This window comes from Halarchaeum rubridurum (genome assembly GCF_014647115.1).
Taxonomy (GTDB): Archaea; Halobacteriota; Halobacteria; order Halobacteriales; family Halobacteriaceae; genus Halarchaeum; species Halarchaeum rubridurum.
Genome location: NZ_BMOO01000002.1, coordinates 291967 through 308494 on the forward strand (window position 1 = coordinate 291967; position 16528 = coordinate 308494).

General features: G+C 67.3%; 16 protein-coding genes. 4 read left to right on the forward strand and 12 right to left on the reverse strand.

Annotated elements, in window-relative coordinates; translation table 11 throughout:
* Positions 1-27 precede the first annotated feature (27 nt).
* From IEX84_RS04860 to IEX84_RS04870, 4 genes are all read right to left on the reverse strand, one after another.
* Positions 28-783 carry a proteasome assembly chaperone family protein gene (locus IEX84_RS04860; RefSeq protein ID WP_188870404.1) on the reverse strand — a complete coding sequence of 252 codons (756 nt, stop codon included), beginning with the start codon at positions 781-783 and terminating at the stop codon, positions 28-30.
* 94 nt (positions 784-877) lie between these two features.
* Positions 878-1885 (reverse strand): aldo/keto reductase, encoded by a 1008-nt coding sequence (locus tag IEX84_RS04865; RefSeq protein WP_188870407.1) that lies wholly within the window; start codon positions 1883-1885, stop codon positions 878-880.
* Between the two features lie 47 nt (positions 1886-1932).
* Positions 1933-2061 carry a hypothetical protein gene (locus tag IEX84_RS14680; RefSeq protein WP_268237629.1) on the reverse strand — a complete coding sequence of 43 codons (129 nt, stop codon included), beginning with the start codon at positions 2059-2061 and terminating at the stop codon, positions 1933-1935.
* The gene (locus IEX84_RS04870) at positions 2061-2198 is read right to left on the reverse strand and encodes a hypothetical protein (RefSeq protein WP_188870408.1); all 138 of its coding nucleotides are present in this window, start codon (positions 2196-2198) and stop codon (positions 2061-2063) included. Before IEX84_RS04870 ends, IEX84_RS14680 begins: the two co-directional genes overlap by 1 nt.
* A 212-nt stretch (positions 2199-2410) precedes the next feature.
* Between IEX84_RS04870 and IEX84_RS04875 the strand changes: the two genes are divergently transcribed.
* Together IEX84_RS04875 and IEX84_RS04880 are read left to right on the forward strand one after the other, a co-directional pair.
* Positions 2411-3607, forward strand: a complete 1197-nt coding sequence (locus IEX84_RS04875) for an iron-containing alcohol dehydrogenase (protein WP_188870410.1) — start codon at positions 2411-2413, stop codon at positions 3605-3607.
* A 301-nt stretch (positions 3608-3908) separates the two neighbouring features.
* Positions 3909-5225 carry a phosphoribosylglycinamide synthetase C domain-containing protein gene (locus IEX84_RS04880; protein WP_188870412.1) on the forward strand — a complete coding sequence of 439 codons (1317 nt, stop codon included), beginning with the start codon at positions 3909-3911 and terminating at the stop codon, positions 5223-5225.
* A gap of 110 nt (positions 5226-5335) precedes the next feature.
* On the opposite strand, the gene IEX84_RS04885 is transcribed toward IEX84_RS04880, so the two are convergent.
* The 6 genes from IEX84_RS04885 to IEX84_RS04910 form a co-directional block, all read right to left on the reverse strand.
* Positions 5336-6592: an ABC transporter substrate-binding protein gene (locus IEX84_RS04885; RefSeq protein ID WP_188870414.1), complete on the reverse strand. Its 1257-nt coding sequence runs from the start codon at positions 6590-6592 to the stop codon at positions 5336-5338.
* A gap of 61 nt (positions 6593-6653) precedes the next feature.
* On the reverse strand, positions 6654-7619 hold the full coding sequence (locus IEX84_RS04890) for a branched-chain amino acid ABC transporter permease (protein WP_188870416.1): 966 nt from the start codon (positions 7617-7619) through the stop codon (positions 6654-6656).
* Positions 7616-8506, reverse strand: coding sequence for a branched-chain amino acid ABC transporter permease (locus tag IEX84_RS04895; protein WP_188870418.1), 891 nt, complete (start codon positions 8504-8506; stop codon positions 7616-7618). Before IEX84_RS04895 ends, IEX84_RS04890 begins: the two co-directional genes overlap by 4 nt.
* A gap of 182 nt (positions 8507-8688) precedes the next feature.
* A complete protein-coding gene (locus tag IEX84_RS04900) occupies positions 8689-9399 on the reverse strand; it encodes an ABC transporter ATP-binding protein (protein ID WP_209590329.1) in 711 nt (236 codons plus the stop codon).
* Positions 9392-10114, reverse strand: a complete 723-nt coding sequence (locus IEX84_RS04905) for an ABC transporter ATP-binding protein (RefSeq protein WP_188870420.1) — start codon at positions 10112-10114, stop codon at positions 9392-9394. Before IEX84_RS04905 ends, IEX84_RS04900 begins: the two co-directional genes overlap by 8 nt.
* A 306-nt stretch (positions 10115-10420) precedes the next feature.
* Positions 10421-11986: a class I adenylate-forming enzyme family protein gene (locus tag IEX84_RS04910; protein WP_188870422.1), complete on the reverse strand. Its 1566-nt coding sequence runs from the start codon at positions 11984-11986 to the stop codon at positions 10421-10423.
* Positions 11987-12178: 192 nt separating this feature from the next.
* Here IEX84_RS04910 and IEX84_RS04915 point away from each other — a divergent pair, with 192 nt between their 5' ends.
* Positions 12179-12574, forward strand: a complete 396-nt coding sequence (locus IEX84_RS04915) for an acyl-CoA thioesterase (RefSeq protein ID WP_229732309.1) — start codon at positions 12179-12181, stop codon at positions 12572-12574.
* A gap of 387 nt (positions 12575-12961) precedes the next feature.
* Here IEX84_RS04915 and IEX84_RS04920 read toward each other — a convergent pair whose 3' ends face one another.
* Both IEX84_RS04920 and IEX84_RS04925 read right to left on the reverse strand, forming a co-directional pair.
* On the reverse strand, positions 12962-13744 hold the full coding sequence (locus tag IEX84_RS04920; protein ID WP_188870426.1) for an IclR family transcriptional regulator: 783 nt from the start codon (positions 13742-13744) through the stop codon (positions 12962-12964).
* 153 nt (positions 13745-13897) lie between these two features.
* Positions 13898-14833 (reverse strand): VOC family protein, encoded by a 936-nt coding sequence (locus IEX84_RS04925; RefSeq protein WP_188870428.1) that lies wholly within the window; start codon positions 14831-14833, stop codon positions 13898-13900.
* A 180-nt stretch (positions 14834-15013) separates the two neighbouring features.
* Between IEX84_RS04925 and IEX84_RS04930 the strand changes: the two genes are divergently transcribed.
* The gene (locus IEX84_RS04930; RefSeq protein WP_188870430.1) at positions 15014-16525 is read left to right on the forward strand and encodes a phosphoenolpyruvate carboxykinase (ATP); all 1512 of its coding nucleotides are present in this window, start codon (positions 15014-15016) and stop codon (positions 16523-16525) included.
* Positions 16526-16528 lie beyond the last annotated feature (3 nt).

The following is a 16528-nucleotide window of genomic DNA, read 5'->3' on the forward strand; positions in this document are numbered from 1 at the left end:
ACCACACATCGTTTTTCGGCCGCCGCGTCACATGTACATACCGTCCTGCGTGTCGTAGCCGCCGAGGCCCTCCTCGCCCTCGGCCGCGGACGCGACGCGTTCGGCGAGCTTTCCGTAGTACTCGCGGAGTTGCTCGTTCAGGGCTTCGAGTTCGCTCTCGTCGACGTCGAAGTCGTGGACGGTTTCGAGCGCCGTGAGCAGGCGGAGCGAGGCGTCGACGTCCGGGCCCGGAGGGTGAGTCGGGGTGACGTAGACGCCGACGTCCGGTGCGTCCCCGTCGAGGCCGCGGGTGACGAGTTCGCCCGCGACGCCGTCGAGGAAGCCGTTCGCCAGCGGGTGAAAGACGTCGTCGGGGAGGCGACGTTCCCGGTACGCCTCGGTGGCGACGTGGAACACCGCGTGTTCGTCCGGCCCGTGGGCGAACGGGACGCCGTGGAGGACCGCGATTTCGTCGATTCCCTCCGTCTCCGCCCACGACAGGAGGGCGTCGGCGTACGAGCGCGCGGCCCCGACCGGGACGAACAGTTCGCCGACGAGCACGGACAGCGGCGCGTCGTCGAGCGTGTAGAGTCGGCTGTGGTGGCGCGGGACGCCCGCCTCGAACGGCGCGATGGCCGGGAGGGCGTCGGTCGAGACGCGACCCGCGCGCGTCGCGTCGAGGTGACGAACGAGGTAGTCGGCCGCGGTCACGCCGGCGAGGCCGGGGTGCGTCTGACCGACGACGAGGGTCGTACCGGTCTCGCGTCCCGACTCGGTGGTGACGTCGAACGAGGACTGCGACATGGTACCGGCGTCGGGGGCGACCACCGTAACTCTATCTCCGAGACCGGCCGAAGGACCGGGTTCGACCGAACGGGAGCGTCGAGTCGGAACCGAATCAGGCCGTGGTTTCGTAGTAGTCGCCGCCCTCGTCGTAGCGCGCGTCGCGTATCCGGTGGCGCTGGTCGGCGGAGAGCGAGACGTCGACGGCGCCGAGGTTCTCCGCGAGCTGGTCGGTGGTGCGCGCGCCGACGATGGGGACGCAGGTGAACGCCTCGCGCTCGACGAGCCACCGGAGCGCGACCTGCGCGGGCGTCGCGCCCTCCTCCTCGGCGACCGTGCGAATCGCGTCGAGGACGTGCCAGCCGCGCTCGGAGACGTAGTAGTCGGAGAACAGGTCGTCGAGTTGACCGCGCGACCCCTCGGGGGCCGTCACGTCGTACGTCCCCTGGCCCGCGCGCTCGTACTTCCCGGTGAGGAAGCCGCCGGCGAGCGGCGAGTACGGGCAGACCGCGAGGTCCTGGTCGGCACAGACGGAGAGGTAGTCGGCGACGTCGCGCTCGTAGGCGGCGTGGTAGAGCGGTTGGGTGACGTCGAAGCGCTGGAGGCCCTCGGCGTCGGCCTTCCAGAGGGCCTTCGTGAGCTGCCACGCGGCCATCGTCGAGGCACCGAGATAGTTGACCGTTCCCTCCTCGACGAGGCCGGTGAGGGTTTCGAGGGTCTCCGTAATCGGCGTCTCGTCGTCCCAGCGGTGGATGTAGTAGACGTCGAGGTAGTCGGTCCCGAGGCGGTCCAGGGTGCCCTCGATTTCCGCGCGAATCGTCTTGCGCGAGAGGTTCTCCTGAAAGCGCGACTCCTGCGTCCAGTAGACCTTCGAGGCGAGCACGTAGTCCTCGCGGTCGCGTTCGTCGAGCCACTCGCCGATCCACGTCTCGGAGCGGCCGTCGCCGTAGCCGTTCGCGGTGTCGATGAAGTTCCCGCCGGCGTCCGCGAACGCGTCGAGCAGGTCGTGGGCCGTCTCCCGGTCCGTCTCCACGACGCCGTCGGACTCCTTCCCGAAGCGCCACGTGCCGAGACAGAGCCGCGAGACGTCGACGCCCGTCGCGCCGAGTTTGGTGTACTCCATACACCGAGTCCGCCCGGCGGGAGAATCAAGTCACCGGCCGCGGCGGTCTAGTCGTCCGCGACGGCGAGCCCGCGGCCGGTCGCGTCGTCGCAGTCGTGCTCGAAGAGGTCGTCGAGGACGGCGAAATCGGTGTCACAGACGGCACACCGGACGTCGCCGACGGTCGCGGTCGCCATCAGGCGACCACCCCGTGTGCCCCGCGTGTCCCGCGATACCGCCGTCGCGGGCGGGCGTAGACGACGGCCGGGCCGGACCGACCGAGGGCGGTGTCCGTGCGGGGCGTGGTGTCGACGGCCGTGGACGACGTCGTCACACTCGCCGCTTTCCGCGCGGGCTATGTAAGTGTATCCCACGGCCCGACCATTTCGGAGTGAGCAGTAATACTGTTCAGAAATACTGACCAATAATACTGCTCAGTATGATAGAGGGGTTTCGCTGTCACGCCGACGCACCGGCCCTCCGGGAGGTATCGACGGTGCATGCCGCGACGGCGGCGTTTAACCGGGTGACGGGCGAAGCGCCGCCATGGACGAACACATCGGCGCGGAGGGGTTCCGGTTCGACTACCGGCCGCCGGCGATACGCTTCGGGGCGAGCGCGACGAGCGAGTTGGGCGCGGAACTCGACGCGCACGGGGTGGAGCGCGCGCTCGTCGTCGCCGGCACGACGACCGGGACGGTACCGGCCGTAATCGAGCCGGTCGTGGACGGTGCGGACGGCCGGACGGGGGAGGTGTTCGCGGAGACGACCCCGGAGAAACGCCTCGACACGGCGCTCGACGGGGCGAGGCGGTACGACGAGACCGACGCGGACGGGGTCGTGGCGCTCGGCGGCGGGTCGAGCCTCGACGTCGCGAAGGCGGTGCGCGCGCTCGCGGCGAGCGACGACCGGGCGGCCGCGGTGCGGGCGTTCGCGGAGAGCGGGTCGCTCCCGGTTCCGGACACCTTGCCGCCGCTCGTCGTCGTGCCGACGACGCTCGCCGGGGCCGACCTCACGCACGTCGCGGGCCTCCGCACGACGCCCGAGAGCGGGCACGTCGAGTCCGCCGTCGACGGCGGGCTCTCCGACCCGCGTCTGATGCCGGACGCGGCCGTCTACGACCCGGGTCTCGTCGCCACGACGCCCGAGGGCGTCCTCGCCGCCTCCGCGATGAACGGGTTCGACAAGGGTGTGGAGGCGCTGTACGCGCGAGCCGCGACGCCCGTGACCGACGGGACCGCGATGCGCGGGCTCTCGCTCCTCCGCGAGGCGCTCCCGACGCTCCGCGGGGACGACCCGGCGTACGGCGACGCGGTCCGGGGGACGATTCTCGTGCAGTACGGTATCTCGCGGCCCGACGCCTCGACGCTCGCGCTCGTCCACGCGTTCGGGCACGGGCTGACCACGCACTCGTCGATTCAGCAGGGTGCGGCGCACGCGATAATCGCCCCGCACGCGCTCGCCTACCTCTTCGAGCGCGGCCCGTGTCGCCGAGACCTGCTCGCGGACGCACTCGGCGTCGATTCGGCGACCGACCCGGCCGCCGGCGTGGTCGAGGCCGTCACCGCCGTCCGCGACGGGCTCGACCTCCCGACACGACTGCGCGACGTGGCGGACATCGCGGCGGACGACCTGGCCGACATCGCGGCGACGACGGCCGCGGACCGTCTCGTCGAGAACGTCCCGACGGGAATCGACACGTCAGCGGCGGCGCTGGAGGACGTGGTACGGGCGGCGTGGTGAGTGACGGGGGTTCACAGTAAACGAAAGGGGCGGGACGAGCCCGCCCGGCCGGCCAAGGGGGAGAGGGGGGGATAGCCGACCACTGTGTGGCCGGTGTCGGCCACGTACCGACACAGCCCCCACGTCACCAAAGAACCAGCGCCTAACTACATAGAGTCGGGGGCGAGCGCCGGCCCGAGTCGGTCGGGACGAGAACCGGGGGCCGCGTCCCGGCGCGTCCGTCGTCGGTCGGTCGCGGCCGCGGCGGATGGCGGCGGGACGCGGCGGTAGTTTTTATCCTGTCCCGGGTGGAGTGGAGCGTATGGACTCGAAGAACTTCCTCTTCTGCTCGCTCGACGCGGCGCTCATCACGGACGTCGCGTGGCAGGTCCACCGGGAGGGCCACGACGTCAAGTACTACATCGAGGCCGAGAGCGACCGGGAGATCGGCGACGGGTTCGTCCCGAAGACCGACGACTGGGAGGCCGAAGTGGAGTGGGCCGACGTCGTCGTCTTCGACGACATCTGGGTCGGAAGCGACATCGGCACGGGCGCGCTCGCGGAGGAGCTTCGCGAGCGCGGGAAGGCGGTCGTCGGCGGGACGCCGAACACGGACCGACTCGAAGAGGACCGCGGCTACGCCATGGAGGTCCTCGAAGAACACGGCGTCAACACTATCGACCACCGCGTCTTCCACGACTTCGACGAGGGAATCCGGTTCGTCCAGCAGAACCCCGCCCCCTACGTCGTCAAGCCGCTCGGCGAGGTCCAGAACGTCAAGCGGCTCCTCTACGTCGGCGACGAGGACGACGGGAGCGACGTCGTCGACGTCCTCGCGGCGTACAAGAAGGCGTGGGGCCACCGGATGAAGGGCTTCCAGCTCCAGCGGAAGGTCGAGGGCGTCGAGGTCGCCATCTGCGGATTCTTCGACGGCGAGCGGTTCATCGACCAGGTCAACTTCAACTTCGAGCACAAGAAGCTCTTCCCGGGGAACATCGGCCCCTCGACGGGCGAGATGGGGACGTCGATGTTCTGGGGTGGCCGGAACGAGCTCTTCGCGGAGACGTTGGGGAAACTCGAGGGGTGGCTCGCCGAGGAGGGGTACGTCGGGAGCATCGACGTCAACTGCATCGTGAACGAGACCGGCATCTACCCCCTGGAGTTCACGCCGCGTTTCGGCTACCCCACTATCGCCCTCCAGGAGGAGTCCTTCGAGTCGAGCACCGGGGCGTTCTTCTACGACCTCGCGCACGGGAACGACCCGGAACTGCAAGTGCACAACGGCTATCAGATCGGCGTGCGGATCGTCCTCCCGCCGTTCCCCTTCGACGACGAGCGGACGTACGACGAGAGTTCGCGGAACGCCGCGGTCGTCTTCGAGACGGCGGACCGCGAGGGCGTCCACATAGAGGACGCGAAGAACGTCGAGGGACAGTGGCGCGTCGCCGGCGAATCCGGGATGCCCCTCGTCGTCACCGGAAAGGGCGAGACGATGCGACAGGCGCGCGAGCAGGCCTACGAGCGCATCGACCGAATCGTGATGCCGAACATGTACTACCGCGACGACATCGGCGAGCGCTGGATCGCGGGCGACGGCGACCGCTTGCAGGCGTGGGGATACCTCGGGCCGCAGTCGTAAGACGACCGCTCGACGCGGGACGCGGCGGGGAAACGGTGTGGCCGTGGGACGCGGCGGCCGGTCGGAGGGGCCGCGGCGTCCCGGTGTCGTTCAGCGCGTCGGCGCGCGAGTCAGCACATGTTCGGCGGGATGACGTTCGTGTACTCCTCCATCGGGGTAAACTGCGTGTCCTGGCGGGTGGCACCGATGAAGTCGATCTCGACCTGGCCGTCGCCGGCGCGGAAGGTCGTGTCGCCGAAGATGGACTGCCAGTTGAGGCCGCCGAGGGCCTCGATGACGTCGTCGCCGTTCGTGGACCCGGCGCTCTCCATGGCCTTGGCGAGCGCGCGGACGGTCTCGAAGCCACTGCCGCAGGCCGCGTTCGGCAGGAGGCTGGTGCTGTCGGTCGGGTAGAGCTCCTTGAACGTCTGGTTGATCTCGCTTTCGCTCGCGGGGTTGTAGAAGGTCGTCCCGTACCAGCCGTCCGCCGAGCCGCCGACGGACGCCTGCACGATCTGGTTGACCGGCTTTCCGGAGTTGAACATCAGGACCTTCTCCTCCTTGAGGTTGTAGTCCGCGGCCTGGTTGATAAGTGAGATGGCGAGACTGGCCGGCATGACGCCGGTGATGAGCTTCGCGTCGCTGTTGAGGAGCTCGGAGATGTACGAGGAGAGGTCCTGCGTCCCAAGCGGGACGAGGGTCTGCCCGGTGACCTCGCCGCCCTCCTCGCTCAGGCGGTTCTTGAGCAGTTCGAGGTTGTTCTGCCCGAGGGAGTAGTCGGCGGAGAAGAAGTGCATCCGCTGCGGGTCGAAGTCCCGGTCGATGTGGTTCGGCAGGTCGTTGATGAAGTTGACCCCGACGTCGACGGTGTGGCGGTTGCTCGGCCAGATGAAGAAGGAGTAGTCCGAACAGTTGTCCCCCTCGCGGGCCGTCGTCGAGGAGGCCTGCGTCGGGAGGATGGGAATCTGCGCCTCGTTGCTGATGTAGGGAACGACGGACGCCGTCGAGGAGCTGAGCGACGGGCCGATGATGGCGTCGACGTTCTCCTGCGTGACGAGCGAGCGCGCGCCTTCGAGCGCGCCGGACGGCGTGGACTGGGTGTCCCGGACGACGAGTTCGAAGTCGGAGTCGAGAATCTGCCCACCGAGGTGCTCCTTCGCCATCTCGACGCCGCGCTGGACCTCCTGGCCGGTCGTGGGCGTCGCGCCACTCAGCGGCGCGAGAACGCCGATCTTCGCGCTACCGTCACCACTCCCGCCGCTGCCACCGCTCCCGCCGCTTCCGCCGCCGCCACCGCAGCCGGCGAGAGCCGTCGCGGTGACCGTGGCTCCCGCAGCTTTGAGGAATCGGCGCCGCCGCACCGAGCTCCGCTCATTATTATTAGCCATAGTGTGACCGATGAGTGGACCTCCGAGTTTATAACGTTTCGGTATCAGCGAGGGCGGACGGTTACTCGCCGTCGCGCCAGCGCTGCAGGAGGCCGACGAGTCCGTCCGGAAGGACGAAGACGAAGACGATGAAGAGGGCACCCAGAATCAGCAGGTACCCCTCGGGGAGCACCGCACCGAGGTAGGACTCGAATATCGTGAGGCCGAACGCGGCGAGGAACGGCCCGAAGAAGGTTCCGAGTCCGCCGATGACGACCCAGATAGTGACCTCGCCGGTCAGGCTGAAGGCCATGAGCGACGGCGAGGCGACGTTGACCGTCGCGACGTAGAGCGCGCCGGCTATCGAGGAGACCGTCGCGGAGAGGACCCAGGCGATGAGCTTCTCCCGGTCCGTGTCGTAGCCGAGGTAGCGCATCCGGACCTCGTTCTGCCGCGTCGCGTGGAGGACGTCCCCGTAGTCCGAGGAGAGGAGCCAGTAGAGGAGGCCCGCGACGACGACGACGGCGAGCAGCGCGAAGTAGTAGTACGGGACCGTCCGGGAGAGGTCGATGCCGAACAGGGTCGGCGCGGTCAGGTAGCCGAGCCCGTTCGACCCGCCGGTGAGCCACGTCGTCGCGTACGTGAAGTCGTGGACGAGCACGCCGAACGCGAGCGTGAACAGGACGAAGTAGACGAGCCCGATGCGGCGCTTGATCGGCCCGTAGCCTATCAGGACCGCGATGACGACGGCGAGCACGATGGCGGCCGGGAAGCCGAGCCAGTACGACGAGCCGTAGTCCACGACGAGCTTCGCCACCGAGTACGCGCCGATGCCGAAGAAGGCCGCGGGGGCGAGCGTGAACAGCCCGACGTAGCCGAGCGCGATGTCGACGGAGATGGCGAACAACCCGAGGATGATCGCCTGCGTGGCGATGCTGAGGAAGTACTGCTCGGTGACGAGCGGCAGGATGGCCAGCAGGAGGACGGGGACGAGCAGCCACCGCTTCGTCTCCGTGAAGTACCGACGGAGTTCGGCGACGGCGCTCATTCGAACACCTCCGGCTTCCCGAAGAAGCCACGTGGCTTGTACAGGATGAACACCATCGCGGCGACGAAGACGCCGAGACGGACGTACGTCGGCTGGAGGAACAGCCAGCCGAAGGCGGTTATCTGCCCGACGATGAGGCTAACCAGGAACGAGCCCTTGAAGCTCCCCATCCCGCCGACGATGATGACGAGGAATGCGAGGATCATGTAGCTCATCCCCATCCCGGGCGAGACGGACGTCACGGGCCCGGTGAGACCGCCGGCGAGCGCGGCGAGCGCAGCGCCGATGACGAACGTGAGCGTGTACACGCGCGCGGAGTCGACGCCGAGGATTTCGGCCGTCTCGGACTCCGTGGCGGTCGCGTGTATCTCCATGCCCAGTCGCGTGTAGGAGAGCAGGGCACCGATACCGAGGGCGACGGCGAACCCGATAGCGATTATCAGGAGCCGGTGTTTCGGGTACGTCGCGCCCATGAAGCTGACGTAGCCGGGGAGGGGCGAGGCGATCTGTCTCGCCTGGTCGCCGAATTGGAAGGAGATGAGCTCCTCGATGACGACGTACATCCCGAACGTCCCCAGGAATCCGAGGAGCGGGCGCTCGTAGACCCGGTGGAGGACGCTGCGTTCGAGGACGAGACCGAGGAGGGCGACGAGGGCGATTGCGCCGAACAGACCGAGCCAGAAGCTTCCGGTCGCGTCGGCGATCAGGAGCGTGCCGTAGCCACCGAGGGCGACCAGCGCCCCGTGGGCGAAGTTGATCAGCCCGATGAGGCCGAAGATGAGCGTCAGCCCGCTGGCGACGAGGAAGATTATCATGCCCTGGCTGATCCCGTTCAGCAGGTACGTGGCGAACTCGCTCGACGTGAGGAGCGGTAGGTGGTACATCATGGCGTTGGGGGTTGTGTGCTGTCCATCAGTGTGTCACGGGAACGGCGCGATAATCGCCCGTTTCCCGAGTTCGGCGTCCGAGGTGTTTTCGATAGTCATTATCTTTCGTATTGGGGTAGAGGTTACGCCACACCGTCTTATGTCTTCTGTTACCCACCAAGGGGGTGGGGGTGGCAGTCGCCTCAGACCGTGAGGTACTCGTCCTGTAGCTCCTCGTCGTCGAGGTAGTCCGCGTCGCCGTCGGCGACGATGCGCCCCGTCTCGATCATGTAGCCGCGGTCGATGAGCGGGAGCATCCGCGTGATGTTCTGCTCGACTATCAACACCGCGCGGTCCTCGGTGACGAGCTCTTCGAGTATCTCGATGACGTCGTCGATGATCGTCGGTGCGAGCCCCTCCGTCGGTTCGTCGAGGAGGAGGAGGTCGGGGTCGGTGACGAGCGCGCGCCCGATGGCGAGCATCTGCTGTTCGCCGCCGCTGAGCGTCCCGCCGCGCTGCGACTCGCGCTCGCCGAGGCGCTCGAACTTCTCGAAGACGTAGTCGAGTCGCTCCTCGCGCGTCGAGCGGTCGATGGTGCGGGGTGCGGCGAGTTCGAGGTTCTCACGGACGGTCAGCGCCGGGTATATCTCGCGGTCCTCGGGGACGTACGCGATTTTCTCGCGGATGATGTCGTGGGTCTCCCACTCCGAGATGTCCTCGCCGTCGTAGACGACGCGGCCGGTCTTGCGGTCGATGCGGTTGACGATGCTGTCGAGCAGCGTCGTCTTCCCCATCCCGTTCCGGCCGAAGATGCCGACGACGTCGTTGTCGCCGACGTCGATGGAGACGTCGAAGAGTATCTGGCTCTCGCCGTAGTAGGCGTTCAGGTCCTCGACGGAGAGGAGTTCACTCACCGAGATACACCTCCTTGACAGTCTCGTTCTCGACGACCTCCGAGGGCGGCCCGGTCGTGAGAATCGAGCCGTTGTGGAGGACGCTGATGCGGTCGGAGAGCGCGCGAACGAGGTCGATGTCGTGTTCGACGACGAGCATCGTGTAGTCGCCGCGCATGTCCTCGAATATCTGCCGGACCTCCTCGGTCTCCGAGTGGTTGAGCCCCGCGGCGGGTTCGTCGAAGAGGATCACTTCGGGGTCCATGGCGAGTACCATGGCGATGTCGAGGAACCGCTGTTCGCCGTGGGAGAGGTTCTTCGCGACCGTGTCGAGTCGGCCGTCGAGGTGTGCGGTCTCCGCTATCTCCTCTATCTTCTCCGTGTAGTCCGTCCGCGGAGTGAACGCGCTCAGGACCGTCCGCGTCGGGTCCCGCGAGGCGAGCCGGAGGTGCTTGCGGACGGTCATCTCGGGGAAGTACTGAACGACCTGGAACGACCGTCCGATACCCATGTTCGCGATATCGGTGGGCGAACGGCCGGCGATGTCCTCGCCGTCGTACATGATGGTGCCGCGAGTGGGGGCGAGGTCGCCGGTGATGAGGTTGATGGTCGTGGTCTTCCCCGCGCCGTTCGGGCCGATGAGCCCGTGAATCTCTCCCGGTTCGAGCTCCAAGTCGAGGTCCTCGATGGCGACGAGGGAGCCGAACTCCTTGGTGAGCCCCTCAATGGAGAGCACGGTACCACCGACCAGACCCGGTTCGTTCTGCCGCCCGTCGTCCGGGAGCGACGGACGGGATCGTCTGTGGGAACATCTCTGGTCCGTCCATTATCTTTCGGGGAGGTTAATGCTTTCGGGGCACGTTCGTTCGTGACACTCCAACAATCATTCGTGGTGGTCGACGGACGGTCGAACCGTCGGCGGAACCGGCGGACGTCGCCGTCGGCGGCGACGGGGCGCGAGAGCGGGGACGGGGCACGTCGAGAACGGGGACGAACGGAGAAACGAGTCGGGACCGGAGCGGGGACGGACCGCGCGTGAGCGTTACTCGTCGTCGCCGAGCTGCTTGGCGCTGAGACGGTCGAGTTTGCCGGTGGCGGTGCGGGGGAGGGGCTCGTCGACGAAGTGGTAGGTGCGCGGGCGTTCCATCCGCGAGAGGTTGTCGCTGGCGATACACCAGTCGTCGAGGTCGTCGGCCGTGACGTCCGGGTCCGAGCGGTTGACGTAGGCGGTGACCTTCTCCCCGTACTCCTCGTCCTTGACGCCGACGATGGCCGCCTCCTCGACGCCGGGGTGTTCGTTGAGGCGCTCCTCGATGGGGGCGGGGTAGACCTTGATACCCTTCGAGAGAATCATCAGGTCGCTGCGGCCCTCCAGGTAGATGAATCCGTCCTCGCTGCGGTAGCCCAGGTCCCCCGAGTACCACCAGCCGTCCTCGAAGGACGCGTCGGTCTTCTGGGTGTTCCCCCACGCCCACACCGGCGCGTCCGGCGCGTTGATGACGAGTTCGCCGACCTCACCCTGCGGGACGACGTCGTCGTACGACCCGCCCTCCTCGACGATCCGCAACCGAACCCCCGGAACGGGCTTCCCGACGCTCTCCACGCGCTCCTCGTTCAACTCCGCGTTCTGCATCACCGTCGAGAACGACTCCGTCGCCGCGTACATGTTCTTCACGTCGGAGCAGAGTTTCTCCCGAAGGTTGCGCAGCGTCGTCGCGTCCAGCACTTCGCCGGCCGACGTGATCGCATCGAGCGAGGAGACGTCGTGTTCTTCGAGGGCGTCCGAGCGCAGGATTTCGCGCCACATCGTCGGCACGAGCATCCCCGTGGTGAGTTCGTGCTCCTCGATCATGTCGAGGTAGGTCTCGACGTCCCAGTTGCTGAGGAAGTGCGTCTCCGCCCCGGAGACGAGCGCGGGGAGCATCACCGAGTACCACGCCGCGAACGACGGCGTGAACGTGTTCGGCTGGCGCGACGAGCGATTCACCTCCGCGACGTCGACGAGCGTGCTCCCGCGGAGGTAGAGGGCGCGGTTGGTGAAACACCAACCCTTGGGCTGGCCGGTGGTGCCGGAGGTCCAGAGGACGGCGGCGAGGTCGTCCTCGTTGACGCGGACGTCGGGTTCGGCGGCCGACTGGCCCTCGATGAGGTCCGCCTTCGACTGCTCGTAGTCCGCCTGCGGGTCCGCGAGCGTGATGACCGCCGCCAGGTCGGTGCTGATCTTCTCCCGGACGCGCTCCTCGAAGAACTCGGCGGTGCGCTCGTCGACGACGAGCACCCGCGGGCGGAGTTCGTCGATGCAGTGCTGGACCGTGTTCGGCGACGCACGGATGTGGAGGTTCGACACCGTACACCCCGCCTTCAGCGCCCCGTTCCACAGCGAGACGTGGTCGAGGGAGTTCTGACAGAGCATCGCCACCCGGTCGCCCTGCGCGACGTACTCCCGGAGTCCGTTCGCGACCCGGTTGCTCTCCCGGTCGAACTCCTCCCACGTCATCGTCCGACCGTCCACCCCGGTCCCGAACGCCGTTCCGTTCGGGTTGTTCTCCGCTGCGATGGCCGAGAGGTCTCTAATCGCGGGAACGTCGTGCTCGGACCCGTGTTGCATATAACGATAGATAATAGCGCTCTCACTTATACTTTGAGAGTTCGCATCGACCGAGGTCTCGGCGCGTCCCGCCGACGTCCCGCCGCCCGAACACCGCGTTCTCGGTCTCGCCGACGACGCATACCTCCGCTGCGGGCCTCGCGGGGAGACGGCACCGAAAGGGATTTGTGTATAAACTTCATCTTCCGGGTGATGTTCGAGCACGAATGGAAGTGCCACTGGGGCCAAGTCGATCCGGCAGGTATCGCGTACTACCCGCGTCTCGTCGACGCGATGCACGAGGCCGGTGAGGAGTTCATGGAGAGCATCGGTATCTCCTACTGGGACGTCAAGGAGTTCGACATGGACCTGCCGCTCGTGGCGATGGACATGGAGTTCCGCAAGCCGGTGTTCGTCGGCGACACGATCAGCATTGAGGTCGAACCCGACATCGGCAACAAGAGCCTCGGCTTCGACTTCACGGCGCGCCACGAGGACGGCGCCGTCGCCTTCGAGGGGCACGAACAGCACGTCTGCGTCGACGAGGACAAACAGAGCATGGTCATCCCCGACAAGGTGCGCGAGCCGCTCGAAGAGGCCATCGAATAACGCGCCTCGACGCCGTCGTCGCGCGTTGGAACTGTCAGCCGTCGTTTTCTCCCGTCCGCGCGAGAGCGCGTGCTCGCCGTGAATAGATGACGTAGCACGGACCGAGAGTCAGCCGACGCGCCGTCCCACGACGACAACCGTCCATCCCGTCGCCCGTGCGGACCGCCACGCGTTCCTCACGGCCGTCCGGCCGTGTCGTCCTCGTCTCCGAGAGTGTCGGATACGTCTCGATATATGATGAGGTATATTTACAGACCTATTGCCGTAAAGAACCGCGGTCGTGGACCGGCGGGCCGGACGGGTAGCCACGACGGCCGAGCGATTCGGGCGGTTCGAGCGCCAACGGAGACGATGCGGCGGCGTCCGAGATGCTCCGGACGAGCCGAGTCAGGGCTCGCGCGGCGTCCCCGAACCGCCGTACTGATAGTTGATCGAGATGCGGTTGACGGACTCCTCTATCTTCTGGCGGAGCTCCTCCTGGTACGACTCGTTCTGCACGCGGCCCGTCGGGGCGACGATGTTCAGCGCGCCGTGGAGTCGCTCGTCGATGAGGATGGGGACCGCTATCATGCCCATCCCGATGACCTGCTCGTCCCAGTCGACCGCGTAGCCGCGCTCCTGGATGCGTTCGCGTTCCGCCCGAAGGGCGTCGGGGTCCGTGACGGTCCGTTCGGTGCGCTGTGCCAGCGGGCCGTCGCGTAAGATCGCCTCCGCTTCGTCGTCCGGGAGGTACGCGAGTATCACCTTCCCGGACGCGTGCGTGTGCAGCGGCGTCATCGCACCCGGATACGTCCCGAGGTTCAACGCCTGTGGGCCCTCCTCCTGGTGGAGTATCAACCCCTTGCCGTCGTGCTCGATGGTGAGCCCGACGAGTTCGTCCGTGTCGTTCGCCACGCGCTTCATCTCGGGTTTCGCGGTCTGGAAGAGCCGGTCGCGGTGTTTCATCCGGCCGGCCATCGTGTATATCCGCGGGCTGAGGCGGTACTCGCCGTCCTCCCGCGTCACGTAGCCGGTCTCGTGGAGCGTCCGGAGATAGTCGTACATCGTGCTGCTCGGGAGGTCCATGCGCCGCGCGAGCTCGGTCGGGCCGGCCCCGTTCGTCTCTTGGAGGACGTCGAGTACCTCGAACGCCCGCCGAATCGTCGTCAGCGAACGGGGATCGTCGCTCATACACGCACTATCGTGACTGACGCCGATATATTTTCCGGAATATTCGGATAGGGTGGATGCGGGGGTGCGCGCACGACGCGAGCGCCGACGGACGCGTCGCTACGCGTCGCTACGCGGGTGGCGCGCCGAAAAAACGGAAAGACGTCCGGTGCGTCAGTACTGGACGCGGTCGGTCGACTCGATCTGGCCGATCCACTGGCGGTCCTCGAGGTCGCCCTCCTGCCACGCGATGGGCTCCCAGTTGGGGTCGAAGACGAGGTAGCCGCCGGCGTTGAACTCGATGCGGTGGCCGCTCTCCTCGTCGCGCGTGTAGAGGAACTTCCCGCGGGAGATGGAGTGCTGGCCGATGCCGTCCGTGGGAACGCCGCGTTCGTTCATCGCGTCCGCCGCGTCGAAGAGGTCGTCCGCGCTGTCGACCTTGTAGGCGATGTGGTGGAGGCCCGGCGGTTGCTCCGCCTCGTCGTCGATGACCGCGGCCTCGATCTTGTTCCCGTTCGCGCTCACGAACGTCCCCCAGCGCGAGCCGTCCTCGCGGTCGTAGTACTCCTGCACTTTGAAATCGAGGGCCTCCTGGAGCCACTCGGCACACCCCGGGGCGTCGGCGTCCCAAATCTGGACGTGGTCGATGCGGCGGGGGGCGATGGCGTTCGTCGTCGTCCGGGAGTAGGTCTTGTTCTTCAGCTTCGAGCGCCGCTCGGCGGGCGGGTCGGGCTTCTCCATCTCGTGATAGAACTCGAAGGGATGACCGTGCGGCGTCGAGAAGCGGATGGCTTCGCCCTGTCCGGCCTCCTCGTCGGCGTCGACCCACGTCACGTCGAGGCCCTCCTCGGTTTCGAGCATCTCCGCGTACGCCTCGAGGTCCTCTGGGTTCCGGGTCTGCCAGCCGATGTGGTCGACGCCCGCCCGCTCGGCCTCCGTCAGGCTGACCGAGTGGTGGTCGAACTCGTCGACCGCGCGGAGGTAGACCGTGCCGTCCTGTCGTTCGACTTCCTCGAACCCGACGGCGTCGACGAAGAACGCCAGGGACGCGTCGAGGTCCGCCGTTTCGAGCGCGACGTGCCCAATACGTGCCAGCTCTGGTTCGGACATATACGGGTATCATTCGTGAACCATCATTAAGCCTTCTGTACCGCTGAGTGTGCGTGAGAACGACGGCGCGCGGCGGTCCCGACGAACGCAGACGCAGTCACGGTAGACGATACCGCGTACCGCGGCCTGCTGGCGCGATGTATAACTATTTGTCGGTGGGGACACAACGGTCGGACAGTAATGAGTAAACAAGACGCCGTGCCGTCGGCAGCGGAGGCGCTCCCCGACCCGGCCGACGCGGACAACGTCGTGTACAACCCCGACGAGGCGGAGTTGCGCGAGTTCTCCGCGCACCTGGAGACGACGACGGAGTTCGGTTCGCCCGCGTACGTCAGCGAGCAGCGCTCGCGCTCGTCCGACCGGACGAAAAACGACGTCGACGACGAGTTCGAGCGCGCGGACTACGACCGCATCACGGAGGCGCTCTCACACGCGCGCGAGGACGAGATGCTCTGCATCGACCGACAGGTCGGTCGTCACCCCGAGCACACCTACCACTACCGCTACTACGTGCCAAAGGAGTACGGCCGCATCGCGCTCGCCGTCACGCGGCTCTTCGAGCCCGCGCCGGCGGACGCCGAGCCGGACTTCCTCACCGTCCAGCTCCCCGACCACGACGACCTCGCCATCCGCGCCGTCCCGGACGCCGGCGTCACCGCCGTCCTCGGGAGCGACTACACGGGCGAGGCGAAGAAGGCTGCCCTCCGCCTGTTCATGTACCGCGCGAAGCGGGCCGGCGGGCTCGGCCTCCACGCGGGGAGCAAGCGGGTCACGGTCCACGACGACGAGGGTGACCTCCGAACCGTCGGGCAGGTCTTCCTCGGGCTCTCCGGGACGGGGAAGTCGACGCTCACCGCCCACGGTCTCGGCCTCGACGACCCCGAGGACGCCGTGATGGTGCAGGACGACGTCTGCGCGCTCCTGCCGAACGGGACCGTCGCCGGGAGCGAGGGCAACGGGCTCTACCTCAAGACCATCGGCCTCGACGCCGACGAGCAACCCGAGGTGTACGACGCCGTCACGCACGAGACGGCCGTCCTGGAGAACGTCGACGTCGCCGACGACGGCACCGTCGACTTCGACAGCGAGACGTACACCAGCAACGGGCGCGCCGCGGTCCTCCGCGAGCACCTCGACTCCGCGGCCGAGGAGATCGACCTCGAACGCGCCCAGCAGGTGTTCTTCATCACGCGGAACCCGACGATGCCGCCCGTCGTGAAGCTCCCGGCGGACGCGGCCGCCGCGGCGTTCATGCTCGGCGAGTCCATCCAGACGAGCGCGGGCGACCCGTCGAGCGCCGGCGAGGCCATCCGCGTCGTCGGGACGAACCCCTTCATCGTCGGCTCGGAGGGCGAGGAGGGCAATCGCTTCCGCGACCTCGTCGACGACCTCGGCGTCGAGTGTTACGTGCTCAACACCGGCTACCTCGGCGAGAAGGCCAAGTCCATCGGCGTCGAGGAGTCCACGACGATACTCCGCGAAATCTCTCGCGGGCGCGTCGAGTGGGACGACGCCGCCGAGCGCGGGTTCGCCGTCCCGACGTCGGTGCCGGGGATGGACATCGAGGCGTACGACGTCGCCGACTACGTCGAGGACTACGACGAGAAGCGCCGCGAACTCCGCGCCGAGCGCCGCGACTACCTCGAAAGCTTCGACGACCTCGACGAGGGAATCGTCGAGAACGTCTACTGAGGC